21 protein-coding genes are annotated in these 25,220 nt (G+C 54.1%); 12 read left to right on the top strand and 9 right to left on the bottom strand.

Annotated elements, in window-relative coordinates; genetic code table 11:
- Window positions 1-12: 12 nt before the first annotated feature.
- The 3 genes from EPIR_RS02405 to EPIR_RS02395 are packed head-to-tail and all read right to left on the bottom strand — an operon-like array spanning window position 13 to window position 2,917.
- Window positions 13-1,065: a FecCD family ABC transporter permease gene (locus EPIR_RS02405; RefSeq protein WP_023653704.1), complete on the bottom strand. Its 1,053-nt coding sequence runs from the start codon at window positions 1,063-1,065 to the stop codon at window positions 13-15.
- Window positions 1,062-2,075: a FecCD family ABC transporter permease gene (locus EPIR_RS02400; protein WP_023653703.1), complete on the bottom strand. Its 1,014-nt coding sequence runs from the start codon at window positions 2,073-2,075 to the stop codon at window positions 1,062-1,064. The genes EPIR_RS02405 and EPIR_RS02400 overlap by 4 nt, the downstream gene beginning before the upstream one ends.
- Window positions 2,072-2,917, bottom strand: a complete 846-nt coding sequence (locus EPIR_RS02395) for an ABC transporter ATP-binding protein (protein WP_023653702.1) — start codon at window positions 2,915-2,917, stop codon at window positions 2,072-2,074. The genes EPIR_RS02400 and EPIR_RS02395 overlap by 4 nt, the downstream gene beginning before the upstream one ends.
- A 452-nt stretch (window positions 2,918-3,369) precedes the next feature.
- Here EPIR_RS02395 and EPIR_RS02390 point away from each other — a divergent pair, with 452 nt between their 5' ends.
- Together EPIR_RS02390 and ftnA are read left to right on the top strand one after the other, a co-directional pair.
- The gene (locus tag EPIR_RS02390; RefSeq protein WP_023653701.1) at window positions 3,370-5,538 is read left to right on the top strand and encodes a TonB-dependent siderophore receptor; all 2,169 of its coding nucleotides are present in this window, start codon (window positions 3,370-3,372) and stop codon (window positions 5,536-5,538) included.
- A 770-nt stretch (window positions 5,539-6,308) separates the two neighbouring features.
- A complete protein-coding gene (ftnA, locus tag EPIR_RS02380) occupies window positions 6,309-6,821 on the top strand; it encodes a non-heme ferritin (RefSeq protein WP_023653697.1) in 513 nt (170 codons plus the stop codon).
- Window positions 6,822-6,889: 68 nt separating this feature from the next.
- Here the strand turns inward: ftnA and EPIR_RS02375 are convergent, their stop codons facing one another.
- The 3 genes from EPIR_RS02375 to olsF form a co-directional block, all read right to left on the bottom strand.
- Window positions 6,890-8,020: an ABC transporter substrate-binding protein gene (locus tag EPIR_RS02375; RefSeq protein WP_023653696.1), complete on the bottom strand. Its 1,131-nt coding sequence runs from the start codon at window positions 8,018-8,020 to the stop codon at window positions 6,890-6,892.
- Between the two features lie 202 nt (window positions 8,021-8,222).
- A complete protein-coding gene (locus EPIR_RS02370) occupies window positions 8,223-9,485 on the bottom strand; it encodes an acid phosphatase (protein ID WP_023653695.1) in 1,263 nt (420 codons plus the stop codon).
- Between the two features lie 113 nt (window positions 9,486-9,598).
- Window positions 9,599-11,326 (bottom strand): bifunctional ornithine lipid synthase OlsF, encoded by a 1,728-nt coding sequence (olsF, locus tag EPIR_RS02365; RefSeq protein ID WP_023653694.1) that lies wholly within the window; start codon window positions 11,324-11,326, stop codon window positions 9,599-9,601.
- A 356-nt stretch (window positions 11,327-11,682) separates the two neighbouring features.
- Here olsF and EPIR_RS02360 point away from each other — a divergent pair, with 356 nt between their 5' ends.
- A complete protein-coding gene (locus tag EPIR_RS02360; RefSeq protein ID WP_023653693.1) occupies window positions 11,683-12,588 on the top strand; it encodes a winged helix-turn-helix domain-containing protein in 906 nt (301 codons plus the stop codon).
- A complete protein-coding gene (locus tag EPIR_RS02355) occupies window positions 12,563-13,021 on the top strand; it encodes a hypothetical protein (protein WP_023653692.1) in 459 nt (152 codons plus the stop codon). The genes EPIR_RS02360 and EPIR_RS02355 overlap by 26 nt, the downstream gene beginning before the upstream one ends.
- Before the next feature lie 7 nt (window positions 13,022-13,028).
- Here EPIR_RS02355 and EPIR_RS02350 read toward each other — a convergent pair whose 3' ends face one another.
- Window positions 13,029-14,024 carry a lysozyme inhibitor LprI family protein gene (locus EPIR_RS02350; RefSeq protein WP_023653691.1) on the bottom strand — a complete coding sequence of 332 codons (996 nt, stop codon included), beginning with the start codon at window positions 14,022-14,024 and terminating at the stop codon, window positions 13,029-13,031.
- Between the two features lie 195 nt (window positions 14,025-14,219).
- On the opposite strand from EPIR_RS02350, the gene EPIR_RS02345 reads away from it, so the two are divergent.
- A complete protein-coding gene (locus EPIR_RS02345; RefSeq protein WP_023653690.1) occupies window positions 14,220-14,702 on the top strand; it encodes a YlaC family protein in 483 nt (160 codons plus the stop codon).
- 53 nt (window positions 14,703-14,755) lie between these two features.
- Here the strand turns inward: EPIR_RS02345 and EPIR_RS02340 are convergent, their stop codons facing one another.
- Window positions 14,756-16,168: an aminotransferase-like domain-containing protein gene (locus EPIR_RS02340; RefSeq protein WP_193387528.1), complete on the bottom strand. Its 1,413-nt coding sequence runs from the start codon at window positions 16,166-16,168 to the stop codon at window positions 14,756-14,758.
- A gap of 497 nt (window positions 16,169-16,665) precedes the next feature.
- Between EPIR_RS02340 and EPIR_RS02335 the strand changes: the two genes are divergently transcribed.
- From EPIR_RS02335 to tcuC, 7 genes are all read left to right on the top strand, one after another.
- Window positions 16,666-17,232: a spore coat protein U domain-containing protein gene (locus EPIR_RS02335; protein WP_023653688.1), complete on the top strand. Its 567-nt coding sequence runs from the start codon at window positions 16,666-16,668 to the stop codon at window positions 17,230-17,232.
- Window positions 17,233-17,254: 22 nt separating this feature from the next.
- Entirely contained in the window at window positions 17,255-17,782 is a 528-nt protein-coding gene (locus EPIR_RS02330; protein WP_023653687.1) for a Csu type fimbrial protein, read from the top strand.
- A gap of 25 nt (window positions 17,783-17,807) precedes the next feature.
- Window positions 17,808-18,527: a fimbrial biogenesis chaperone gene (locus tag EPIR_RS02325; protein ID WP_023653685.1), complete on the top strand. Its 720-nt coding sequence runs from the start codon at window positions 17,808-17,810 to the stop codon at window positions 18,525-18,527.
- A 3-nt stretch (window positions 18,528-18,530) separates the two neighbouring features.
- A complete protein-coding gene (locus EPIR_RS02320; RefSeq protein WP_023653684.1) occupies window positions 18,531-20,951 on the top strand; it encodes a fimbria/pilus outer membrane usher protein in 2,421 nt (806 codons plus the stop codon).
- Complete coding sequence (locus tag EPIR_RS02315; RefSeq protein ID WP_023653683.1) at window positions 20,948-21,928, top strand: Csu type fimbrial protein; 981 nt, start codon at window positions 20,948-20,950, stop codon at window positions 21,926-21,928. The genes EPIR_RS02320 and EPIR_RS02315 overlap by 4 nt, the downstream gene beginning before the upstream one ends.
- Window positions 21,929-22,181: 253 nt before the next feature.
- Window positions 22,182-23,075, top strand: coding sequence for an SDR family oxidoreductase (locus EPIR_RS02310; protein ID WP_023653682.1), 894 nt, complete (start codon window positions 22,182-22,184; stop codon window positions 23,073-23,075).
- A gap of 348 nt (window positions 23,076-23,423) precedes the next feature.
- On the top strand, window positions 23,424-24,743 hold the full coding sequence (gene tcuC / locus EPIR_RS02305; protein WP_023653681.1) for an MFS transporter: 1,320 nt from the start codon (window positions 23,424-23,426) through the stop codon (window positions 24,741-24,743).
- A 53-nt stretch (window positions 24,744-24,796) separates the two neighbouring features.
- On the opposite strand, the gene exbD is transcribed toward tcuC, so the two are convergent.
- Window positions 24,797-25,219, bottom strand: a complete 423-nt coding sequence (gene exbD / locus EPIR_RS02300; RefSeq protein ID WP_023653680.1) for a TonB system transport protein ExbD — start codon at window positions 25,217-25,219, stop codon at window positions 24,797-24,799.
- Window position 25,220: the final 1 nt, after the last annotated feature.

The following is a 25,220-nucleotide window of genomic DNA, read 5'->3' as shown; positions in this document are numbered from 1 at the left end:
TGCAACAGAGGGTTAAAACACGTCACGACGACGCCAGAGCAACAGCAGGAAAAACGGCCCGCCGACCAGCGCCATCACGATACCCGCCGGGATTTGCAACGGTGCAAACGCCAGCCGCCCGATGGAATCAGCGACCAGTACCAGCAGCGCACCCAGCAGCGCACTGCCGCTCAGCAAGGCCACCTGCCCGCCACGCAGCAGGAAACGCGCCATATGTGGCGCGATCAGCCCGACAAATCCGAGGCTGCCAACGCAGGAGACGCTGGCCGCCGTCAGCAGCACCGGAGCGGTGAAACGCCACAGCGCCAGCCGCGTTAAATGCACGCCCAGCCCGCTGGCCGCCTGGTTGCCCAACGCTGCCACATCAGAAGCACGGGCGGTGAGAAACAGGATCAGCGCGCCCGGCAGCGCCCAGCCTGCCGCCAACGCCAGCAGTGGCCAGGTCGCCGCATGCAGGCTGCCCGTCATCCACACCAGCGCCGTCTGCACATCACGCACGTCTGCGGTGGTGATAAACGCGCCAATACCGGCGGCAAACAGCCATGAGACGCCAATGCCGACCAGGATAAAACGCGGACGCGTTATATCCCGCGCCAGCAACACCACCAGTAACGCCACCAGCAGGCCACCCGCCATTCCCGCCAGCGGCCGCCACAGCAGGCTAAGCCCCGGGAACAGCAGGATCAGCGTCAGCACCACCGCGCTGGTGCCCTCTTTCACCCCGATCAGCCCCGGATCGGCCAGGCCGTTACGGGCGATCGACTGCATCGCCGCCCCGGCCATGCCGAGCATGGCACCACTCAATGCGGCCATCAGTAAACGCGGCAGCCGGATATCCCACACGATAAAGTGCTGCTGCGCGGGCAGCACTTGCGGATATAACAGCGCCCGACCAATCGCCGAGGCCGGAACCGGCAGGGAGCCCTGGGTCACGCCCACTATCACCAGCCCCAACAGCACGCCGAACAGCACCAACCCCAGCGCCAGTACGCGTGGACGCAGCAACAGGGTATAACGTCCTAGCTGAAGAGGCCGAAAACCGACCTGCTGTGCAATGGGTTTCATTTGAATAACCTTGAGGCAATAAAGATAAAGACCGGTGCGCCGACCAGTGCGGTCATCACCCCGGTAGCCAGCTCCTGTGGCGCAACCAGCATACGCGCCGCGATATCGGCCAGCAGCAGCAGCAGCGCGCCGCACAGCGCCGCGAGCGGCACCGCCAGCCGTATATCTTCCACTCCCCCACGGCGTAGGATATGAGGCACCAACAGACCGATAAAGCCCACGGGGCCCGCCACCGATACCGCCGCTCCGCATAATAAGGCGGCAGACACCAGGCCGAGCAGGCGCGTACGGGCGATATTCACCCCCAATCCGCTGGCGACCAGATCGCCAAGCGCCAGCAGGTTCAGTCGCGGGGCAATCCATACCGCCAGCATAAGCCCCACCAGCGCCGGAAGCGCCGCCGCGCGCGTGACTTCCCAGCTCTGTCCGGCCAGGTCGCCCGCCAGCCAGGTGCGCATCGCCAGCAGGGTCTGCTCGTCAAGGATCAGGATGGCGGCGGTGACAGAAGAAGCAAATGCAGAGAGCGCCACGCCGCACAGCGTCACCTTCAGTGGTGTCAGCCCGCTGCGTCCGGCTGAGGCCAGCAGCATCACCACGGCAAACAGCAGCGCGGCACCACAGGCGGCGATCGGCGGCCGACCGGTTAACAGGCTGCTGCCGCTGACGCCCAGCGCCGTGCTGGCGACGACCGCCAACGCCGCCCCGGCATTCAGGCCGAGAATATGCGGCTCTCCCAGCGGATTACGGATCGCCGACTGGAGTAGCACCCCGGCGACACCCAGCGCCGCCCCGGTTAATAGCGCGCCAACCAGCCGCAGCAGGCGCAGATCAACAATCACCCGGTGGTCAAAGTTGCGCGGATCATATTCCAGCAGCGCGCGGATCACGGCCTGCGGCGCGATATAGCGCGTACCCAGTCCGAGGTGAAGCACCGCGCTTGCGGATAACAGCACGAACAGCGCGATCGTCATGAATATCGTGCGGGACTGGCGGCGAGGTTGCGCACTCATTCATCACCCTCGTCGCGGCGGCGAAACGGGATAAAGAAGGGCCGACCGGTTAACGGGTTGACCGACATCTGCACTTCAACGTCAAACACACTTTTAATTAACGCCGCGCTGCATTTTTCAGCCTCGCTCACAATACCTGCCAGCTGCCCCTGTTTAAGAAACACCAGCGTGTCGGCATAGTTCAGCGCGAAGTTAAGATCGTGTAGCACCACCACAACCGTGCGCCCGTGCCGCCGCGTCAAATCGCTTAACAGTTCAAGAATGTCTACCTGATAGCGAAGATCGAGGAAAGTGGTCGGCTCATCCAGCAGGATGGTGGCGGTTTGCTGCGCCAGCGCCATCGCAATCCAGCAGCGCTGGCGCTGGCCGCCGGAGAGGCTGTCGACCGGCAAATGGGCAAATTCCAGCGTGCCGGTCAGGCGCATGGCTTCGTTTACCGCCTGCTCATCCTGTACCGACCACTGGCGCATAAATTTCTGCCAGGGATAACGCCCGCGTGATATCAGCTCAAATACCGTCACTCCTTCCGGCAGCAATGGTGACTGCGGCAGCATACCGAGCTGGCGCGCCACGGCTTTGGTGGGCTGGTGATGGATAGATTTGCCGTCCAGACGCACGCTGCCGCCAAGTGGGTTAAGCATGCGCGCAATGGTGGTCAACAACGTGGATTTACCAGAACCGTTAGCGCCAACCAATACCGTCAGTTTGCCCCGTGGAATGGTCAGACTGACATCATCAACGATACGCTGTTTACCGTAGCCAGCCGACAGGCGATCGAGGACAATCCCCTGCTCTGCGCACGCGCCGGATGCGCCAGCTTCGTTTTCCACCTGCTGTGGCATTTCTTACTCCCGCTGTGCGGCGGCATGGCGATAAAGCCTGCGCGTGCACAGTTATTAAATAAAAACAAATCTCATTCGCTTTCAAGATCATGCGGAGAATGGCTGTAGTAGTCAAGAATTAAAGCCCTGCTTATCAGCCTGATTGATTACATCAAATCATGTGAGAGCATGAAAACGAAAAGAAGAGTTATCATATTGATAAAAAACGGATTTAAAAAACAATCCCGCACTCTTATTACGCCATTTTGCCGCTCATTTAGCGTCATATTATTTGTCTTTTTTTTCATTTACTACTACACCACTACATGTTTGAATGATTCTCAATTACATATCTGCGCCACGTCTGACGTGCACAACAGATAGAAAAGCGCTTGATGCCATTGAGCGAGCAATGATTTTACCAACCTCTTCTCATTTAACTGAAAATGCGAAGCCTGCGGGAAATAACAAAAATGACAGAGTTAATACCTTCTTTTCTGGGGAAAAAAGGGCATGGATTATTTTCAGTGCTGTTTATTGGGGCACTGAGTTCACCGACGGCGATGGCGGCCAAAAGCCCCTCCACCGCCGACGACAAGGCCACCAGCGATGGCGGCACGTTGACGGTCGATGCCAGCACCTCCGACGTGCCGATGACTTCCGGCTATCAGCCGCTGAGCTCCTCGACCGCCACCCTGACCACCATGCCGCTGCTGGATATTCCACAGGTGGTGAACACCGTCAGCGACAGGGTCATTGCCGACCAGCACGCCACCACGCTCGACGAAGTGCTGAATAACGTCAGTAACGTTGTGCAGACCAATACACTCGGCGGCACCCAGGACGCGTTTGTGCGCCGGGGTTTTGGCAGTAATCGTGACGGTTCGGTGATGACCAACGGGCTGAAAACCGTGCTGCCGCGCAGTTTTAATGCCGCTACAGAGCGCGTTGAGGTGCTAAAAGGCCCGGCCTCCACCCTGTACGGCATTCTCGACCCTGGCGGGTTGATCAATGTGGTGACTAAACGGCCGCAAACCACCTTCGGCGGTTCCCTTCAGGCGACCTCGACCAGCTTTGGCGGCGGAACCGGCAGCGTCGATATCACCGGGCCGATTGAAGGCACCCGTCTGGCGTACCGCCTGATTGGTTCTTATCAGCATGAAGACTACTGGCGTAACTTTGGCAAAGAGCGCAGCAGCTTTATCGCTCCGTCACTGAGCTGGTTCGGCGACGATGCCACCGTGAATATCTCTTATTCACACCGCAACTACTCTACGCCTTTTGACCGTGGCACCCTCTTCGACCTGAACACCGGCCATGCGGTCAACGTCAGTCGTGAAACGCGCTTTGACGAGGCGTATAACGTCACCGACGGCGAATCCGATCTGGCGCAGCTGAACGGCGAGTACCGCATTAATAATCAGTGGACCGCAAAATTTGATTACAGCTTCAGCCAGGACAAGTACAGCGATAATCAGGCGCGCGTGATGGCCTACGATGCCACCACCGGTACGCTGACAAGGCGCGTTGACGCGACCCAGGGATCGACCCAGCGGCAGCACGCGGCACGCGCCGATTTGCAGGGTAATGTCGACATTGGCGGGTTTTATCATGAGATCCTGACCGGGATCGCTTACGAGAACTACGATCTGCTGCGTACCGATATGATCCGCTGTAAAAACGTGAAGGATTTTAATATTTATCGTCCGTCATATGGTTCGAGCGGAACCTGTAGCAGCGTGTCGGCATCCGACAGCGATCAGCGTATTCAACAGGTGGGCTACTCCGCCTACGCCCAGGACGCGCTCTACCTGACGGATAAGTGGATTGCGGTCAGCGCCATGCGCTACCAGTATTTCACCGAATTTGCTGGAAAAGGCCGACCGTTTAATACCAATACTGACAGCAGCGACAGCGCCTGGGTGCCGAAGTTTGGCCTGGTCTACAAAGCGACGCCAAACATATCGCTGTTCGGTAACGTCTCGCGTTCGTTTATGCCGCAGTATTCAATCGCCAGCTATATCGGCGAACTGCCGCCGGAAACCGCCACGGCTTATGAGGTGGGAGCTAAATTCGATCTGTTCAGCGGCGTGACCGCCAACGTGACGCTGTTTAATATCGACAAGCGTAACGTGCTGTATACCGAAACGGTTGGCGACGAAAGCGTGGCGAAAACCGCCGGTAAAGTCCGTTCTCGCGGCGTTGAGGTCGACGTTGCCGGTGCGCTAACACAGAACGTTAACCTGATCGCCAGCTACGGCTATACCGATGCCAAAGTGATGGAAGATCCCGATTATAAAGGCAAAATGCTGCCTAACGTCCCGCGCCACACCGGGTCGCTGTTCCTGACGTACGATTTCCATAATGTTATCGGCGGTAATACGTTAACCGTTGGCGGCGGTGGCCATGCGGTAAGCCGTCGTTCAGGCAATAACGCTGAGGATTATTCGCTACAGGGCTATGCGGTGGCCGATGCGTTTGCCGCTTATAAGATTAAGACGCAGCACCCGGTGACCCTGCAAGTTAACGTGAAGAACCTGTTTGACAAGACGTATTACACCTCGTCTATCGCCACTAACAATCTGTCCAATCAGATTGGCGATCCGCGTGAAGTGCAGTTCACCGTGAAGATGGATTTCTAACCCCCAGCTATTGGCCAGAATCGACCCAAAAGAGGGGTTGATTCTGGCTTATCTGCAACGATGCGTTAAAACACGGCAGCCGTCTCCTCTGGCAAATGAGGTCGACGCCTTTTTCCCTTCATTGATGAAAATTAAATATCTTTCTCTGTCTGTATATAGCCGGGTCATCCGCACTGGGCTATTTACGGCGATTATTTTAACGTCCGGTGATAACGATATGATCCGGATAAAGATATAAAAAAACATGGCGTCTGACATTGCCAAAAAAAAGGGTGGCATTCTGTGAGAAATAACAGGCGCTTTTTATATCATGCATTTTGCCAATTAACTCACTATCAATAATCATCTCAGTCAGCGCTTTTTGGCTGCACCTCATCAGCCTTACCGCAACGCGCCGCCACTGCCATCACGGTGACAGGCTGCGTCAGGGCTGGACGGGCGCATGCGCGCTGCGGCTCTTTTTCCCGCAGAACGCCGATACAACGAGCCGCCCTGCTGGGGCACAATAGCGTATCAGAATACTATTAATCAGCATTGATTCTCATTTATCCTCAGTGCCCTTATCCTTAATAAGAATGGTTATCAGACTTATTTAAATCATTTGAGGAGAGGAATTTAAATAATGGAATGATTATCAATTACCTAAAAAAAACGGGACAGGAATATTAATTTAGCCACTGCTATAATTAATCGTGTTTATTTGCGCGTAACATGTGCATAATGCACCGAAATCACCTGTTTAATACCGCCCATCGGGTAAAGGAGTCACCATGCTGACTAACGAAATGACCGCTCAGCTGAACGATCAGCTGAATCTGGAATTCTATTCTGCCAACCTGTACCTGCAGATGAGCGCATGGTGCAATAACAAGGGGTTTGAAGGCGCTGCCGCTTTCCTGCATGAGCATTCGGTAGAAGAGATGCAGCATATGCAGCGTCTGTTCAACTACCTGAGCGATACCGGCGCCATGCCGGTGCTGGGTACCATTGATGCGCCACCGGTCACCTTTAACTCCCTGCATGAAGTGCTGGAGCTGGCGTATCAGCATGAGCAGCTGATCACCGGCAAGATCAATGAGCTGGCGCACTCCGCTATCACCACCCAGGATTACTCCACGTTTAACTTCCTACAGTGGTATGTCTCCGAGCAGCATGAAGAAGAGAAACTGTTCAAATCCGTGCTGGATAAATTGGCGCTGGTCGGTAATAGCGGTCAGGCACTGTTCTTCGTGGATAAAGACCTGAAGAAAATGAGCGAGCCCGGCGCACACCCTCAGGCTTGAGCCTTCAGTATGATCGATTAAAAAAGGCGGCCCTGTTTCAGCGGCCGCCTTTTTTTATCCTGTCGTATTTATCCTGCGGTCGCTGGCAACGTCACCCAGTAGCCTGGCTGATAATCTATCGGCAAGAAACGCTGATAAAACTCACGGAAAGTCGCATCCGGGTCGAGATCCTTAAACAGTTCGGGATGCAGCCACTTCGCCAACGCCTGGATCGCGACAAACTGATACGGGCTGTCATAGAACTGGTGCCAGATGGCGTGCGCATTGCCATTGGTGGCGACTGGCAAAGTACGGAATGCCGGACGCGCCATCAGCGCGGTCAAACGCTGGCTGGCAACGGATAAATCAGCACCCGGCCCAACGCCCACCCAGCCGCCTGCGGTATTGTAGTTTTTCCAGTTGGCTCCGGTGACCACCACCACATCCGGGCGCGCGGCAATAATCTGTTCCGGATTAAGCATGCCGAAGGTGCCGGGGATCAGCTGTTTGGCGATGTTGACGCCTCCGGCGACTTCAACCATGCGGCCAAAGTTCTCGTCACCAAATGACATGCAGCACTCTTCCGTATACCCCCCCGCACGATCCAACATCACTTTCGGACGCTTGCCCTGGAAGTTTTTCAGACGGTCAGTAACGATATCGATCTGCCGCTGACGGAAGGCGACGATCTCTTCTGCGCGCGCTGACTTACCCACCAGCTGCCCCATGATGCGGATACTTTTTTCGGCATTTTCAAAGGGTTTTTCACGGAAGTCGATAAAGACAACGGGGATGCCCAATTTGCCGAGTTTTTCGGTCAGTTTGGACTCATCGGTCGCGGCCTTAGACTCAAGATTCATCAGTACCAAATCCGGTTTCAGCGTCAGCGCCTGTTCAATGTTAAAAGTGCCATCTTTTGCACCGCCAAAGGTCGGCAAGGCGGTAATTGACGGATATTTCTTGGCGTAAATCTGATAGCTGTCGAAATCGGCTTTCGGCAGATCGTCACGCCAGCCGACCACGCGTTTAAACGGCGCGTCGGTATCAAAGGCAGCCAGCAGATAGATCTGCCGCCCTTCTCCGAGGATCACCCGCTGTACTTCAGACTTGATTTCAACTTTACGTCCACTGACGTCTTCCACCACAAAGGGTGCCGCCAGCAGCGTCGCAGACGTGAGCAAACCGCCAACCAGAATCAATAATTTACCCCAGAATGTCATAACCTACCCCACACAAAAGAAAATGATTATTATTATCAATCTCAAAACTGCACCGGGATGCTACGACGAATAAAAAACAATGACAATATGCGTCAGGAGATTTCTTAAGATGTCTGTTGGCGGGAAGGACGAGATAGCAGGTGCGGGCGAAGCTGCCGGTGTATAGGTGTATAGCAGCCTGCGCCCGTTTTATCGTTGGCGGTTAATGCGCAGCGGCTACCGCATCATGCAGGTTCAGACGCTGCCAGAAGCTCTGGTCGGCACTCCCCGACAGCGGATAGCCGCCCGCCAGTGCCGTTTTCACCATCAGCTGACGGCGCTGCGCCGTGCTCAGATGAGGTAACGGTGCTTCCAGCAGTACTTCAGCCCCTTGCGGCACCTGTACCGGTGATGGCGCTACCCGCTCGCCCGGCAGGTTGTAGGTCATGGTAAAACGATAGAAGGTCTGCATCGATGCCGCCGCGTAAGGATCGTCTTTTAACGGTACTTTCGCACAGGCAGAGAGTGACATGCCGCACTCTTTCTCCAACGCGGTGCGTAACTGCTGTTTCGCCGTCTCAAACAGAGCCCGGTACTGCGGGTCATTGAGATAATGCGCCACGTTACGCTGCGCCACCATGCGCGATCCCATCACGTCCAGCGGGTAGTGTACGCCGAGCACAACACGCGAATAGCCGTAGCGCGCGCCGCGATCCACCAGCGGAACAAAGCGCTCCGGAACCATTTCAGCCATCAGCAGCGCATCGGTGTAGCCGGCATTGGTATGGCCGCTGGGGAACGCGCCGCCATCTGCGCTGTACGGGTGGTTATCTTTGACTACCGCGCTGTCCGGCACCAGATGAATGGTGTTAGCAGGTATCAGGAACGGACGCGGATAGCCGAAATGCTTTTTCGCTTCGCTGGTACTGACTTCGCTGGCTTTGATCAGCGCGGCGGCTTTGTTTAACTCACCGTTGTTATAGGCACGGATAAAGGCCTGGCCGAGACGAGGCCCCAGCGCATCGGCGAGGAAAAAGAGATAATTCTGTCCTTCGGCATCCACCAGCGCCTGCTGACGCAGCCCGCTGGTCGCATTAAGATTGATGCTCTCCACCGTTGCCAGATTTTGTTGCAGCGTATTTTTCGGCAGATGGCTAAACGTTTCCAGCAGGGCTATACCCGCCTGCTGCTGCTCTTTTTTAGCAAAATCGTAGCCGGTGGATTTCAACCACGCCTTATCCGCCAGCGCCTTGCCCTGCCCTGCACTCTCCAGCTGACTGCGGGTTAGCGTGCTGCTCTCCCCTTTCAGCGCATTGATAAGCGAGCTATGCGCCTGATTTTCCAACTCAACAAAAGCAGTACTGCTGCCAGCCGCCGTGGTTTCATTCGCGGTCGCCGCCACCTGCGGCAGGTCGGCGGCGTTTTTAGCCTGGGTAAGCGGGCTGACCAGCAGCGCAGCGGTGAGTAACGTGTAACGAAAGCGCATACATTATCCTTTTTATCATCATAAATTGAACCTTGCCGACAGCCAGGCTAAGCGCAAAAGATGACGTTTTTATGGCAATTCATATTCGGTAACAGATAAAACCGTTCAAGATTTTATCCCGCATGGGCTGGCTTCAATGTCGGCTGATAAGGCGCGATGTAGCGCTGGAAACGGCTCTCTTTCAACATAGTGATATCGACCAATACCAGCCCATCGATGCAGTGATTAAAATTCGGGTCGCAGCCAAAATCGATAAACTGCACCCCGCCGGTTTCGCAAAGTTCAGAATACTGTTTGTATAAAGGAGGGATCGCGCAGCCGAGGTTGCCAAGCAGCTGCTTCAACCGCTTCAAATCTTCGCCGTAATTATTGCCGCTGAACTGTGCCAGCACGTCTGGCAACGAAGCCGGATAAGGACGGCGCGAGATCGCCAGCGGCAGCTCGGGAGCAAAGTACAGACGATAAAATGCCACCAGCAGGTCGCGTGCCGCCAGCGGAAGACCGCCGGAAATAGACACCGGGCCAAACAGATAGCGATACTGCGGGTATTTCGCCAGATACGCGCCAATGCCCATCCACAGATAATCAAGGCCGCGTTTACCCCAGTAGGCTGGCTGAATAAAACTGCGTCCCAGCTCAATTCCCTGCATCAGCACCGGTTCCATGCGCCGATCGTAATGGAACAGGCTGTGACTGTAGATGCCATCGATCCCTTTGTGCTCAAGCTGCTGGGCGGTAGGAATAAAACGATAGGCACCCACGATCTCCAGGGCCTCGTCATCCCAGAGGATCAGGTGATAATAGTCATCGTCAAAATCGTCGAGATCGCGCCGCGTACCGCTCCCTTCGCCCACTGCCCGGAAGGCAATTTCGCGCAGTCGCCCCAGTTCACGCAGGATTGGCACATATTCCTCACCGTTACGGCGGTAAAGCCAGACGGTTTTACCATCCGGCAGCTGCCCCAGCATCTCACAGCCACCCAGCGCACGTTTTAGCACCGCGCGATCTTCGGCACGGGCGATGGCCGCTTCGGTATGAAAGAGTTCGGGTTTACCCTGAGCAATATGGTACAGGTGGTCGCGAAAACGGGTCGCGAGCGCCTTCGCCGGGAAACAGCTATCGTGCCAGCTGGCCCAGGGGATACGCTTGCCGACGATCAGCTTGAGCCGCGTACCGCGTTTGTTAAACATTTCTTTAGCCAGCAGCAGCATTGACAGTGGCTGATAAATGACGGAGGTGAGGTAGAACAGCATGCTGTTGTGACCACTAATATGAACCGGCACGATCGGAGCACGAAAACGCGCAGCAAGCCGCAAAAAACCGCTGCTCCACTGACCGTCTTTTATCCCCTGCATTCCCAGGCGCGCGACTTCTCCCGCCGGGAAGAAAATGAGTACCCCCTGCTGCTCCAGCTGCTGCTGCATCATCTCAACCTGCTGGCGGCTAGTGCGATTACCCATGTTGTCTACCGGCACCATCAGGCTATTCAACGATCCCAGGCAGCTCAACAGCCGATTGGTGACGATTTTTACATCCCGCCGCACCTGTGAAACCGCATGCAGCATCGCCAGACCATCCAGCGTGCCAAGAGGGTGGTTCGCCACAATGACCACAGGCCCCTGACTGGGGATCTGCTCCAGATCGCGCTCGCTCAGCTCACAGCTGATATCCAGATATTCGAGCACCTGCTCGACCATATCCAGCCCTCTCAGATGTCTGTTTCGCTGGCTGAAAAGCTGAAACTCTTTTTCATGCAGCAGATACCGCAACAGGTTTTTTTGCCAGGCTGATGCCTGATATTTGGGACGCAAATCGTTGAGTAGGCTTTCGACAGTAAACACAGGCTCACCTCCGGGTAGGTTATCGGCACACTACCCCACCAAAATGACGGTTCGATATCAAAGAGATGACAAATAAATAATTCAGCATTAAGGAAAGAACGATCTGTTTCACCATTCAGCTCCGTGTCGGTGATGCCGTTTTCCGGCAAGAGCAAAAGAGCAACATCATCAGGCTATGAGCACCTGATGATATAATTCATTAATTTCTCAGTTGTTTTTCGCCTTAATTAATTATCAGACTTCATAATAATAACCGTTTATAATCAGCGTGCATGCAGTGAGGATAATGCCAACTTGTAGAGTGAAACCGGCTATTAAGTGGTGACTCACGTTTATTCCGATGATATACGGCGACTATGACTGTGGATTGTATTATTAATCACTGGAGCGTTGATTTTGCTACCGGTACTTTGCTCCATCAAAGCAGCGGCGAACAACGCCGTTTGGGGGAGTATCAGCTCAAGCTGCTGCGCGTCCTGGCTGAGAATGCCGGAAAAACGCTTTCGCGAGAAGAGTTAAATCACCTGGTCTGGGAACGGCGTGTTATTGGCAATAACAGCCTGCCGAATGCGATCCATGCGCTGCGTATCGCGCTTGAGGATGATGGTAAGCAGCAGAAAATTATCAAGACCGTCCCCAAAAAGGGCTATATTCTTGAGGCTGAATTCTGTGAACTGATCCCCAATCCTCAACCAGAAACAGAGCGGGCAGACGCTGATACGGCGATTGAGCCGTATGCACCCGCAGAACCCGAGTCCGTGTCTGCCGCTTTCCCCGCACCTTATACTGCCCAACAACCTGAACATCGCCAGAGGCCCGCCGTGCGTAAGCTATGGTATTGGCTGGTTCCTTTGCAGGTCATTCTTTTAATAGGTTTGCTGGTTTGGATCCTGGTGCCGCGCGAACTCTGGTTTCGCACACAAATACTCGAACAGGATGCGGGGGTTTACAGCAATATTCGCCTGCTTGAATTACACCGCCGCAATGAGAAAACCTCCGCCGCTGGCGAATTGAGTAAACAGCTGGAACCCGCTTTTTATGCTCTCAACCAGAATTTAAAAAATAAGCAGGTCGACATGGAAGTATTCTTTTTTTCATCCGGCGTTTCGCTTAATTACACGCTGACGCTGAAAAGCCGCTGCGACAGTAAGCAGCTAGCGATGAATATCGTCAACTGGCGTATGAATGGTCATCTGCTTAGTGCTTTGATCTATCGGGAAAGTGAGAGAAAGCTGAATGAAATGGCGAACTGCGTCAATTAGTCTACTGCTGGTCACCCTGGCGATAGTGCTGGTGGCCGCCCTGATGAAACGGCTGCCTGGTCAACAGGAGGCGCTTTTATCTCCCGGATTTGCCGCAGAAGATCTGCAACTGGGATACTACGATTTGCTGTCAAGGCAGCGTGAAGTTTACGACTCCAGTATTGTCTCCCATGACAAAACCTCGCTGATGACGCTGACCAGCCCTAACGATAGCCGTTTTGTGCTTAAAATTTACCTGCAGCAGCACAACTCAATCTTCAGAGGCGTCACTTTTGATTATCAGCTGGTCTATTTTGCCGAGAGTCATCAGGCGCGCATGATTAAAAGCATCATTGGTAATTCCGGGCGTAACGGCATCGCGTTTGTTACTCTCGATTTTGAAGACAAACACCTCATCGTTACGCCCTCAGGGCAAATTTACAGCTATCATTAAGGCGAGATTATCGATCTGTAAACCTCGCCTGCCAATTGGCGAGGGTTTTGGGCAGCGTCTTTTTATCGTTTTCGGTGGTTACATAGTGCAGCTTTACCCGCTTCCCTTCACCCGCAGGCTCCAGCCGTAGCGCCCATATTTTCCCCTGCGGGCTGGTCATAATCATCGCGGCTTTTTGATTCGCCAGACCTTTAACCCATAGAACCATCACGGTTGCCCCGATATTGTCGAGATCCTTTCCTCTGGCAAAATCCGTGGCGGTATCGACATACTGCTGATAATCCGCCCCTACCAGCTGGCGGAATTTATCATCCGTTGCCCTGTCGGGGAAAATCCCGATACTGAACAATGTCGCGGGCGGGCGCGGGTCGGTCTGACTCTTGACATAAATACCATCTATGGCCATCTCTCCCGGCAACAGCAGGCTGCAACTCCCGGCGCTGTCACTACTGACTTTCAACCTGCCATCTGCCAGTGGCACCAGGACGATAGCACAGTCACCACCCCACTTGATGTTATCGGTAAAACCGACGCCGGTATAAAGGCGCACATCCCCCGCGAAAACCGCGCGGTTAGCACCGCCTTTTACGCTGGCATCCATATGAAAGTGCTGACCGTCATATTTATTAATCAGGATATGACCGCTGTTGCCAGCGCGGGCGGTGCTGTTCCACCATGTCCCCTGCCAGTCATAGGGACGATCGGCCCCGTACAACTGGCCGATCTTGCGAAGATAAGCGCCACGCAGGCAGCTGGTATTGGAACACCAAGGCGATCCCTGACGTTGGGGCGCGACCCACAGAGCGGCATGATGGGGATCTTCAGTCATCCGTTGATGAAAAGCATCATTGAACAGCCGATCGAGCCAGAGCAATTGAGGATGAGTACAGACGGTATATTCCGCCGTATTTACCGTTCGACCACAATCCAGCGCACTGGCTGGATTCGTCGCGGCTATCAGCCAAGAGAAAAGCAATAAGGGAAGGATTTTTTTCAACGTCATTCTTTCACCAACCAAGGGACATTCGCACAGCCCCTGTACGAAGCCGAGAGTCTACACATTGCGATGTCAGCTGGCTACTGTCGCACCGGGGCATAGGTCACTGTTATAACTTAATTGGCCTAAACTGTGTCTGCTATTATGGCTGAAACCTGTGTCTAATAACATTATGCCCGGAATGTCTATCGGAGAGACAAAATGGAAGAAGTGAAACAGATACTACTGCGCGAGATCGATACGATAAACCGCGAGGAAAAGCGCGATAACAGACCCCGTTTCAGCTTTCAGTTCCTGAAGACCCACCCCGGCCTTTGGGCATCCATGTATGGCTGCTACGCGTTGACCGTTGCACTGATTTTCACCACCGATTTTCTCGGCTGGCCTGCATTTTGGGGAGCAACGGTGTTTGTTCTACTGATGAGTGGCCTGATGCTGATGGATATCAACCCCCGATATCGCTTTGAAGACATCGACACACTTGACCTCCGCGTGTGCTACAACGGCGAATGGTATTATGTGCGCACCCTTTCTCAGCAGGCGGTAGCTGATATTCTTGCCAGTGAAAACGTCCCCGCTAACGTTAAGCAGGGCATCAATAAACTGCTGTCGCTGAAGGGCGAAGTGGACTTCTATGATGTGTTCCACTTAACCTGGGGGCAGAAGCGCGCGGCCACGGTATAGGGCATTGATCGCGGATACCGGACGACCGCTAATACGGCCGTACCGGCCCGCTACTAGTGCTCAATACCGTCGGCGATCAGCCGTCCCAGCGTGGCAACCGCTGTTTCCTGCGACTCGCTCCACCATGCGGTGTTAAAACGGAAATAGTTGGCGTATTGCTCGCTGGAGGAGAACATTTTGCCCGGCGCAATGCTGATATCGTGGCGCAGAGCGCGATAGCACAGCTCGGTCGCATCTATCTGTTTCGGCAGTTCAATCCACAGAAAATAGCCGCCGCGCGAATCATTGATTTGCGCCCCTGCGGGCAGGTATTTTTTCAGCGCCTGACGCGCCAGATTCTTACGCTGCTCCAGCACCTGACGCAAACGCCGCAGATGGCGGTCATAGCTTCCGGTGCCCAGATAGGTGGCCAGCGCCTGCTGCATTGGCGCACTGGTCGACAGCGTGCTCATCAGCTGCAACCGTTGAATGCGCTGGGCATGTTTCCCCGCCGCAACCCATCCGACACGAAATCCTGCCACCAGATTTTTTGAAAATGAAGAGCAGTGCAGAACATGATCATGGCGGTCAAACGCCTTTGCCGGTAGCGGCTTCTCGCTGCCAAAATAGAGTTCACTGTAAACATCATCTTCAATCAGCGTGACGCTATATTGCGCCAGCAGCGCGACCAGCTGCTGTTTCTTTTCTCTGCTTAACGTGCAGCCCACCGGATTCTGCTGGTTGGTCATCATCCACAGCGCTTTTATCGGCCAGCGCTCCAGCGTACGCTTTAACTCATCAAGATCGATGCCGGTTTGCGGATCGGTGGCAATGGCCACCGACTTTAACTTGAGTCGTTCAATGGCTTGTAACGCGCCATAAAATGAGGGGTTTTCAATCGCCACCCAGTCTCCTGGCTCGGTTAACGCCTGTAGGCTGAGGTTCAACGCCTCCAGCGCACCGTTGGTAATAACAATATCATCCGGCGAGACCTGAACGCCCTGTGAGGCATAGCGCTGCGCCAGCGTTTTGCGCAGCGCTTCATTACCGGGGGGCAGATTATGCAGGGCATCAACCGCTTTCATACTGTGTGAAACGGTGGTCAACGCACGCATCATCTGGCGTTGGGGAAACAGTTCAGGGTCGGGAAACGCAGATCCAAACGGCACAATGCGCGGGTCGCGGCAGGCCTGCAACACATCAAAAATAAAAGCATTAATATCCACGGATTCAGCGAGTTGCACCTTCTGGTGGCTGGACGGCTGGCTGAGAAATTCAGCGTGAGGCGCAACAAAGTAGCCTGACTGCGGGCGAGACTGGATTAATCCCTGGCTTTCCAGTACTTGGTAAGCGTGCATTACCGTCATCAGGCTCATGCCGCTCAACCTGACCTGATCGCGCAGCGAAGGCAACTTCTCTCCCGGCAACCATATTTCAGATTCTATTTGCTGGCGAATTAGCGCCACCAATTGTTCATATTTTGCCACTGCGCTACAACTCGCTACCATCAATGAAAGCTCAACAGTATATACCCTTATTCCTCAGGTTGCAGATGGTCCTAAAGTCACAGCACGCGTGGTGAAATTCGCGCTGCCAGCAGAGTCCCAGCTCATATTATTGTTAAATCGAGTCAACCAAATAATGATATTTTAACCTGATTAAAAATGGCTAACCTTTTGTTATTAGGTATAGAAATAAAACCTACCCTCGATGAAAACAATTAAAACAGCAGATTACATTTTTTATACATAGGGATATTCTTATATGTTTATACGCCGCTATATTTCACTTCACACAACAGATTTATTCCCCCTATAGTTTCTCCAGATAACTCCAAATTTGTTAACAGGAGTTACTAATACTGATGGCTAAATTATTAACTCCGTCACATTTTCGCCCTTATTTCTTATGCTGCTTTTTATGGCAGACAATAAGACTTCATCAGGAAAAAAAACCTTCTCACTCTGATAAGTAAGGAATAGTTATGAAAATGAAGCTTTTCTTGCTGGGCTGTGGTCTTGGACTCGGCGTCATTTCTACGGGTTATGCTGCAACCGTGACCGGCACCATCAATGCAACCCTTAATTTGACCAATAGCTGTCTGGTCAACGGACAAACGGGAACCACCGGGGTTAACTTCGGTAGCCTGAACTTCGGTACCAGTCCTGCAACGTTCACCACCTTGACCGCCTCCGTATCCGGATCGGCGGGCAGCGGTATCTACGTTAACTGTAGTTCGGGCGACACCTATAACGTTCAGATCACCGGAAGTAACACTGCGCCGACGACCGTTTACGGCACCGTAACGGCCTCCCCGCGCTATCTGATCAGTACCACCAGCGCCACTACGGGTATTGCCTATACCCTTTACCCAACATCATCCTCAAGCACACCCATCGCCAACAATACCAATTTGGCGGCGAACGGCACGCCCGATCCGGTCCTGGGATCGAACTATCAGATCTTTGGTCAAATTACCGGTGGTGGTAATAGTGCGGCCATTCCGCAAGGAACCTATGCTGACGTGATCAACGTTGTCGTGAACTACTGATTGCTGCCCCGGGGAACTTATTGTGCCACATCGGGCTTATCGGTTTGCGGGCGCTATGCGCCCGCTTATCCCGCTACTGCTGCTGTTCAGCCATAGCGGATCGTCGTTACCAACCCAATCCTTTGCGGTTAACGCCGCGATTGTTAACGGTTGCGTGATATCCGGCACCAACACCGGCGTATATGGCACGCTGAATTTTGGCACCTTACCGGCTATTGGCACCTATAGCGCTAACGCCAGTCTGGTTCAGAACGCAACCATTACGCTGGCCTGCACGCCCGGCACCACGCTGAATATGAGCATTAACGGCGGCAGTTACTACGCCAGCGGCAGCCGTAAACTCCAGCAGACTACCGGAACTAATCGGGTGGCTTACAGCCTGTACAGCAATGCCGGCCTGACGACCGCTATTCCGGTTAATCAGAACGTGGCGCTGAGCTATAGCAATGCGAACAACATTATTTTACCTGTTTATGGTCATCTTCAGGTGACCGGAGTGAATACTGCCGGTAGCTATACCGACACGTTAACGGTGACGTTGAACTGGTGATTTTTGCCACAAGGAGCCATAAAGGATGATGTCATTACCGCGTATTTCCGGGCTGTTATGGGTTGCGTTCAGCATGCTGCTTTCCCTGAGTAGCCGTGCAGCAAACTCCGTGCTGATTTGGCCTATCGATCCAAAAATCAATGGTGATGAAAAAGCCGCCGAGCTGTGGCTGGAGAATCGCGGTACCAGCACGACATTAATGCAGGTTCGGGTATTTCAGTGGCAGCAAAATCAGGGCCAGGAACAGTTCCATACCCAGCAACAGGTGATGGCCAGCCCGCCGATGGTGCGCATTGAACCGGGAAAGAGACAGTTAATACGCTTAATCAAGCAGACGCCCCCCGCAGCCGGACAAGAGTCTGCCTATCAGGTGGTACTCGATGAAATCCCTACGCCGCAAAAACAGGAAGAGAATAACGTCGGGCTGAATTTACAAATGCGCTACTCCGTGCCGCTTTTTGTCTATGGTTCCGGCCTGAGCGCAAACACGATTAAACCAAACCTAAGCTGGCGGTGGGTAAGGGAGGGAAACCAGCAGGCTATCGAAATTATCAATCATGGCAATGGCCATGCACGGCTGAGTAATGTGACTTTGGGCGGACGCAGTATCACCGACAGCCTGATGGGCTACGTGCTGGCCAACGCCAGTCATACCTTCCCATTGCCGTTTAAGGCCCCGGATGGCGCAGAAATCAGCGCAGAGCTGGGCAATAAAATCAGCTGGCGCAGCAGCGCAGTGCGGTAACCCATGCAAAGATGCCGCGCTGCCTCACTATACAGCCGCACCCTGGCGATGACCGGGCTATTGAGCAGCCTGGTCTCATCAGGCATCAGCGCGGAAACATTCAACGGGCTACCGCCTCCGCCACCTGCCGCTTCGTCAACGAGAGAAAAACAAACCTGGACGCTGGCACTGATCATTAACGGCCGGGATACTGGCGAACTGATCCCGGTTCAGTTCCATGACAACCATTATCTGATCCGCGCCAGCGATCTGTTGCGTGTCGGTATTCCAAGCTCGCGCATCACTTCCACTATTATGGATGTGTCGGCTATGGAGCAGGTGAAAGCAGATTATGACAGTCAGGGCCAGCGTATCGTCCTGACCGTGCCGCCCGGTTGGTTACCCGAGCAAACAATCAGCGGCGCGGCACGTAATGGCGACTTCTACGCCGGGCGAAGTAGCAACGGGGCGTTATTCAACTACGACTTCTATACCAGTAATACTCGCGGCAGCGGTTCACACCTTTCCGCCTGGAACGAGCTGCGTCTGTTTGGCAGCAAAGGGCAGTTTTCCAGCAACGGCATCTGGCAACAGCAGCTGTCTGGCGCTTCCGCTGCTCAGAATGATGGCTATACGCGTTACGACACCTGGTGGACAAGTGAAAATGAAGAAAATGCCCAGACTTTGCGCGTCGGGGACTTGGTCACAGACTCACTGGCGTGGAGCAACAGCGTACGTCTTGGCGGGGTTCAATTTGGGCGTGATTTCTCGGTAAGACCAGATTTAATCACCTATCCACTGCCTTCATTTGCCGGCCAGGCGGCAGTCCCCTCCACCGTCGACCTGTTTATCAATGGTTATAAAAACAGCAGTAACAGCGTTCAGTCAGGGCCGTTTTCTCTGACCAATATGCCGTTTGTCAACGGTGCAGGAGAGGCGGTCGTGGTGACCACTGATGCGCTGGGACGGCGCGTCAGTACCACTCTGCCCTTTTATGTTGCCAGCGCGTTGCTGAAGAAAGGTCTTTCTGACTATGCAATATCTGGCGGCGCACTGCGTGAAAACTACGGATTAAACAGCTTTGATTATGGCCAGGCGGCAGGCAGTGGATCATACCGCTATGGGGTCAGTGACTGGCTCACTCTGGAAAGCCATGCTGAAGCAGCAAAATCGCTGGCTCTGGGCGGCGGCGGATTGCAAATGGGGATAGGGCCTTTTGGGGTAGTAAACGGTGCCATCAGCCAAAGCCAGATGCAGAGTCAGACTGGCAAGCAGTACAACTGGGGCTATCAGTATAGCGCCAGCCGTTACAGCTTCGGTTTTCAACAAACCGTTCGCTCCGCTGAATTCGCTAACCTTGCCCTGTATGGCGAGCGGCAGATTTCAAGCACGCTTACATTCGCCTCTCTGAGCCGCCGCAGCGCACAATATAGCGCCAGTCTGGCGCTGGACAGATTAGGCAATCTCGGGGCAGCGTTGATCGATATTACCCCCGGCATGGGCGAGCGTACCCGGTTGTTAAACCTGTCGTGGAGTAAAACGATATTTAAAAACAGCAACCTGTACTTATCCGCCACCCGCGATCAGCAGGAGGGGAGCTGGTCCGGCGCGCTTTCGCTGATCGTACCGTTCAGCGATCTGAGCAACGTCAGCATGACGATGCAGCGCGATGCACAGGGCAATAACTCACAGCGCATAGATGTTTCCAGGGCGATGCCGTCTGATGGTGGCCTGGCCTACAACGCCGCATGGGCCAACCAAAGCATCAATGGTGATTACCGCCAGGCCACGCTGCAATGGCGTAATAACCAGCTGGACGCATCGGCCGGTTTCTATGGCGACGACAGCTACAGCACGCGCTGGGCCGAACTGAGCGGCTCGCTGATCCTGATGGATAACAACCTGTTTGCTGCTAATCAGGTGAACGACGCCTTTGTGCTGGTGAAAACCGACTATCCGGGTATTAAAGTGAGTTATGAAAATCAGCTAATGGGCGAAACCAATAGTAAAGGGTATCTGCTGGTGCCGCGCGTCAGCGCCTGGTATCCGGCAAAATACGAGATTAATACGCTCAACCTGCCTGCGGATATGACCAGCAGCAGCGTGGAGCAGCGCTTCGCGGTCAGACGACAAAGTGGCTATCTGCTGCACTTACCGGTAACACCGCTGCGCGCCGCCAATGTGATCCTGCAAGACCAGCACGGTGAGCCACTGCCGGTATCCACCATCATCACCCGAGAAGGACAACAGGATGAATATGTCGGCTACGATGGCATCGTTTGGATGGAAAATCTGGCTATTCGTAATGTTATTCGTGCCGAGACCCCTGACGGGCGCCACTGCAACACCGAGCTGACGGTTGCGGAGACTAAGCCAAAATCACTGATGACTTATGGCCCTGTGGTCTGCGCGCTGTCATCGTTACCTACGGGAACCGCCCGATGAAAAAACCACTGTGGCTTTGCACCTTTTTGCTGTTGATGCTGTACTCTCTGGCGGGCCGGGCGGCATGTAGCATCAGCCCTACCATCGATAATGTCAGCCTGGGTACGGTGACGTCATTTGTCCTTAACACCACCCCCAGTACCGTCAGTACCACTATCACCGTTAACTGCGGTAGTGGCCTGGTGGTGCTGCTAAGCAGTGACTTTGTCTCCGTCCAGCTGACGAGCGCCACGCCTAACGCCGGGGGGCGCGGTGAACTGGCGTTTGGATCCGACAACATCCCGATCCAACTCTGTTCCACCTCTAACTGTAGCACCGAGTTAACGATAGGCGGCACGGCGACCACCTACAGCCAGAGCCAGTTGATAAACCTCGCCAATTTACTGGGGGGATTCGTCTTCCCGATCCCGTTTTATATTCGTACGCTGCCCAATGTGGTAGTACCGGCCGGAACCTATACGGGCCAGCTGTCGGTGCTGTTCACCTATCGGATCTGTACCGGCATCGGCCTGTTCGGTGCCTGCTTGCTGGGCCAGCAACAAACCGGCACGTTTACCGTACCCATTAACGTGACCATCACCATTACTAACGACTGCACGACGATAACAGCCCCAGCGATCAACTTTGGCAGCGCGCCTTTGGTGGGCAGTTTCCTGCCGGTCAGCCAGTCAATCAGCGTAATTTGTACCAAAGGCAGCACTTACACCGTGGGGTTTAACAACGGGCTACACGCCACAGGAAATCAGCGTTATATGGCAAGCGGCGGTAATCTGCTGGCCTACCAAATCTATCAGGGCAGCGGGAGTACTTACTGGGGCGATACCGGCACCGCTCGCGTATCCAGCTCAGCCTCCAACTCAATCAGCAGCGATCAGCTAACGCGAACCTTTAACTACAATGCGCTGATCCTGACCAGCCAAAATACGCCGATGGCCGGCTCCTACAGCGATACGGTGACGGTTGATTTGTCCTTTTAACCGACTGTCGGGGAGGGCTGGCATTTATGCCCCCTTCCGGTTGACGCTGACGAGTGAAATTATGAGGTGGCGCATTAATTATGCAAATTTCTGTATTTTTTTATATTTAGCAATATTCTGTTGCTTTTAAAAACAATGTTTTTTCAGCATGATTTCAGTGAGATAAAATAAATTCCCAACATTTTCTGGACGTATCACTCTCGTCTGCCAAGCTTAGAAAGTTAAAAAAAATTAATTAACAGCTGGAGGACGAATGACAGACCAATATAAAATACAGAATCCCCTTACTCAGTATCCAGCCACTGATTTCCCAAAACAGCACCAACCAGCGCCAGGCGTTCAGGCCGAAATGCGTCCGGCGCCGGACTGCGGTGAAAAAACCTGGCGCGGTAGCGGACGCTTGCAGGATCGTAAAGCGCTGGTGACCGGGGCTGATTCAGGTATCGGCCGGGCAGCCGCCATTGCCTATGCGCGAGAAGGCGCAGATGTTGCACTGTCCTACCTGCCAGACGAACAGCAGGATGCGGAAGAAGTGGCAAAACTGGTGGAACAGGCAGGACGTAAAGCCGTACTGCTGCCGGGTGACATTAGCAATGAAGCCTTTAGCAAAAAGCTGGTGGCAGACGCCCACAAAGCGCTCGGCGGACTGGATATCCTGGCACTGGTCGCCGGAAAACAGGTTGCGGTGGAAGATGTTGCCGACCTCAGCAGCGAGCAGTTCCGTAAAACCTATGAAACTAACGTCTTCGCCCTGTACTGGATAACCCAAGCGGCCATTCCTCTGCTGCCTGCGGGTGCCAGCATTATCACGACATCGTCTATCCAGGCTTACCAGCCCAGCCCCAACCTGTTGGATTATGCCTCAACCAAAGCGGCAATTATCGCCTACACCCGGGCGCTGGCCAAACAGGTTGCCGCTAAAGGGATCCGCGTAAACAGCGTGGCGCCGGGGCCTATCTGGACGCCATTGCAGATATGCGGTGGGCAGCCGCAGGACGCCATCCCGACATTCGGTCAGCAGACGCCGCTCAAGCGCGCAGGACAGCCGGCAGAACTGGCGGGCGTTTATGTTTACCTGGCTTCTCAGGAGTCCAGCTATGTTACCGCCGAGGTTCACGGTGTAACGGGTGGTAATCACCTGGGCTAAACCCTGTTTACCCGTGGGTTGACAGGGAACGTCACCCGCAGGATGCATAACCGCTGGAACGGGCTGTTTTTACCCGTTCCAGCGGTTCGCGTTCGGTTTCCGCTAACCCTCTCTGACCAGCGACCGCTGGCCTTCATTGCAATGACCTCTCTTCACAACACCAACTCCAAACGGCTCCCTGTGTAGGAAAACGCTTCCTGTGCATCCAGCCCGGCTCACCCCTAAGACAGGGTATCTTGTTATATTTTTGTTACAAAAATGTATCATTTACAATTTAGAAAGCAGATCGTAATCACATTAAAACCGCCGCTGCCAGGCTAAAAGGGTGAAAAACATAAGGAAACGTTAATGACCTCACATGTAAGCCAATCCACCTCACCTCAAAGCGGTGCCCGACGTATCTTCAACGTTACCAGCGGTAACTTCCTCGAAATGTATGATTTTATGGTATTTGGCTATTATGCCACTGCCATTGCCAAAACCTTTTTCCCCGGTGATGATCCCTTTGCCTCGCTGATGCTGACGCTAATGACCTTTGGTGCGGGCTTCCTCATGCGTCCGCTGGGAGCCATCATCCTCGGCTCATATATCGACAGGCACGGACGTCGCAAAGGTCTGTTACTTACCCTCGGATTAATGGCGCTTGGCACGCTGTCCATCGCGCTCACGCCTGGTTACAGCACGCTCGGAATGGCGGCACCGATAATGATCCTGTTGGGTCGTCTGTTACAAGGGTTCTCGGCCGGGGTCGAACTGGGCGGCGTGTCGGTTTATCTGTCGGAAATTGCGCCAAAGGGGAAAAAAGGGTTCTACGTCAGCTGGCAGTCCGCCAGCCAGCAGATTGCCGTGATCTTTGCCGCGCTGCTCGGCCTGCTGCTGAACCACCTTTTGGATAAAGGTGAAGTGACCGACTGGGGCTGGCGCATACCGTTTGTCGTTGGCTGTCTGATCGTGCCATTCCTGTTCTGGATCCGCCGCATGCTGGAAGAGACGGAAGCATTCAGCCAGCGCAAGCACCACCCCTCCATACGCCAGATTGTTCACTCGGTAGCGCGCAACTGGGCGCTGGTACTGGCTGGCATGCTGATGGTGGTCACGACCACCGTGATGTTTTATATGATTACCGCCTACACGCCAACATTCGGCAAAACCGTGCTGATGATCAGCGATAAACAGAGCTTTATGGTGACCCTGTGCGTGGGTATATCTAACCTGTTCTGGTTACCGGTAATGGGTTCACTGTCCGACCGGGTTGGCCGCCGTCCGCTGCTGCTGCTGTTTACCGTGCTGATGATCGCCACCGCATGGCCGGTACTGCACTGGCTGGTCGGATCGCCGAGCTTAGCGCACCTGCTGACGGCCGAACTCTGGCTCTCTTTCCTTTACGGCAGTTACAACGGAGCGATGGTAGTCTACCTGGCAGAGGTGATGCCCGCCGAGGTGCGCGCGACCGGATTCTCGCTGGCTTACAGTCTGGCGACGGCACTGTTTGGCGGCTTTACTCCGGCAGTGTGTAGCTATCTGATCCATGTGACGGGGGATAAAGCGATGCCGGGCGTGTGGCTCTCTTTCGCCGCCATATGCGGCCTGATCGGAACATTGATTATTAAGCGGCTGGTGAAACAGTATCAGGTGAAGCGCCTGTTGGAACCGGCTATCGAGGTATAAAATTAAGGGCGGCTCAATGAGCCGCCCTGATAAACGTTGCATCCACCGCCAGGTTATTTGCTGGCAGTTTCCATGCCCATCAAACCAATCTTCAGGTATCCGGCCTGGCGCAGTTTATCCATTACGCTCATCAGCGTTTCGTAATCCACCGACTTATCAGCCTGGAAGAAAATGGTGGTCTCTTTCTTGCCTTCGGTCTGCTGTATCAGGGTCTCGATCAGCGTCTCTTCACTTACCGCATCATTGCCAATAAACAGCTGTTTATCCGCTTTAATTGACAGGTACACCGGTTTTTCCGGGCGCGGCTGTGGCGCACTGGTAGAAGCAGGCAGATCGACACGCACGTCAACGGTAGCAAGCGGGGCGGCGACCATAAAGATAATCAGCAGCACCAGCATCACATCGATAAACGGCGTCACGTTAATGTCGTGCATTTCACCGTTGCTATCGAGATCTTCGTTCAATCGCATTGCCATA

The organism is Erwinia piriflorinigrans CFBP 5888, from assembly GCF_001050515.1.
GTDB lineage: Bacteria > Pseudomonadota > Gammaproteobacteria > Enterobacterales > Enterobacteriaceae > Erwinia > Erwinia piriflorinigrans.
This window is presented reverse-complemented; position numbering and strand designations above follow the sequence as displayed.

Excerpts from the sequence above, each read along its gene's own strand:
- EPIR_RS02405 (WP_023653704.1), bottom strand. The coding sequence starts at position 1,065 with ATGAAACCCATTGCACAGCAGGTCGGTTTTCGGCCTCTTCAGCTAGGA.
- EPIR_RS02400 (WP_023653703.1), bottom strand. The coding sequence starts at position 2,075 with ATGAGTGCGCAACCTCGCCGCCAGTCCCGCACGATATTCATGACGATC.
- EPIR_RS02395 (WP_023653702.1), bottom strand. The coding sequence starts at position 2,917 with ATGCCACAGCAGGTGGAAAACGAAGCTGGCGCATCCGGCGCGTGCGCA.
- EPIR_RS02390 (WP_023653701.1), top strand. The coding sequence starts at position 3,370 with ATGACAGAGTTAATACCTTCTTTTCTGGGGAAAAAAGGGCATGGATTA.
- ftnA (WP_023653697.1), top strand. The coding sequence starts at position 6,309 with ATGCTGACTAACGAAATGACCGCTCAGCTGAACGATCAGCTGAATCTG.
- EPIR_RS02375 (WP_023653696.1), bottom strand. The coding sequence starts at position 8,020 with ATGACATTCTGGGGTAAATTATTGATTCTGGTTGGCGGTTTGCTCACG.
- EPIR_RS02370 (WP_023653695.1), bottom strand. The coding sequence starts at position 9,485 with ATGCGCTTTCGTTACACGTTACTCACCGCTGCGCTGCTGGTCAGCCCG.
- EPIR_RS02360 (WP_023653693.1), top strand. The coding sequence starts at position 11,683 with ATGACTGTGGATTGTATTATTAATCACTGGAGCGTTGATTTTGCTACC.
- EPIR_RS02355 (WP_023653692.1), top strand. The coding sequence starts at position 12,563 with ATGAAATGGCGAACTGCGTCAATTAGTCTACTGCTGGTCACCCTGGCG.
- EPIR_RS02350 (WP_023653691.1), bottom strand. The coding sequence starts at position 14,024 with ATGACGTTGAAAAAAATCCTTCCCTTATTGCTTTTCTCTTGGCTGATA.
- EPIR_RS02345 (WP_023653690.1), top strand. The coding sequence starts at position 14,220 with ATGGAAGAAGTGAAACAGATACTACTGCGCGAGATCGATACGATAAAC.
- EPIR_RS02335 (WP_023653688.1), top strand. The coding sequence starts at position 16,666 with ATGAAAATGAAGCTTTTCTTGCTGGGCTGTGGTCTTGGACTCGGCGTC.
- EPIR_RS02325 (WP_023653685.1), top strand. The coding sequence starts at position 17,808 with ATGATGTCATTACCGCGTATTTCCGGGCTGTTATGGGTTGCGTTCAGC.
- EPIR_RS02320 (WP_023653684.1), top strand. The coding sequence starts at position 18,531 with ATGCAAAGATGCCGCGCTGCCTCACTATACAGCCGCACCCTGGCGATG.
- EPIR_RS02315 (WP_023653683.1), top strand. The coding sequence starts at position 20,948 with ATGAAAAAACCACTGTGGCTTTGCACCTTTTTGCTGTTGATGCTGTAC.
- EPIR_RS02310 (WP_023653682.1), top strand. The coding sequence starts at position 22,182 with ATGACAGACCAATATAAAATACAGAATCCCCTTACTCAGTATCCAGCC.
- tcuC (WP_023653681.1), top strand. The coding sequence starts at position 23,424 with ATGACCTCACATGTAAGCCAATCCACCTCACCTCAAAGCGGTGCCCGA.
- exbD (WP_023653680.1), bottom strand. The coding sequence starts at position 25,219 with ATGGCAATGCGATTGAACGAAGATCTCGATAGCAACGGTGAAATGCAC.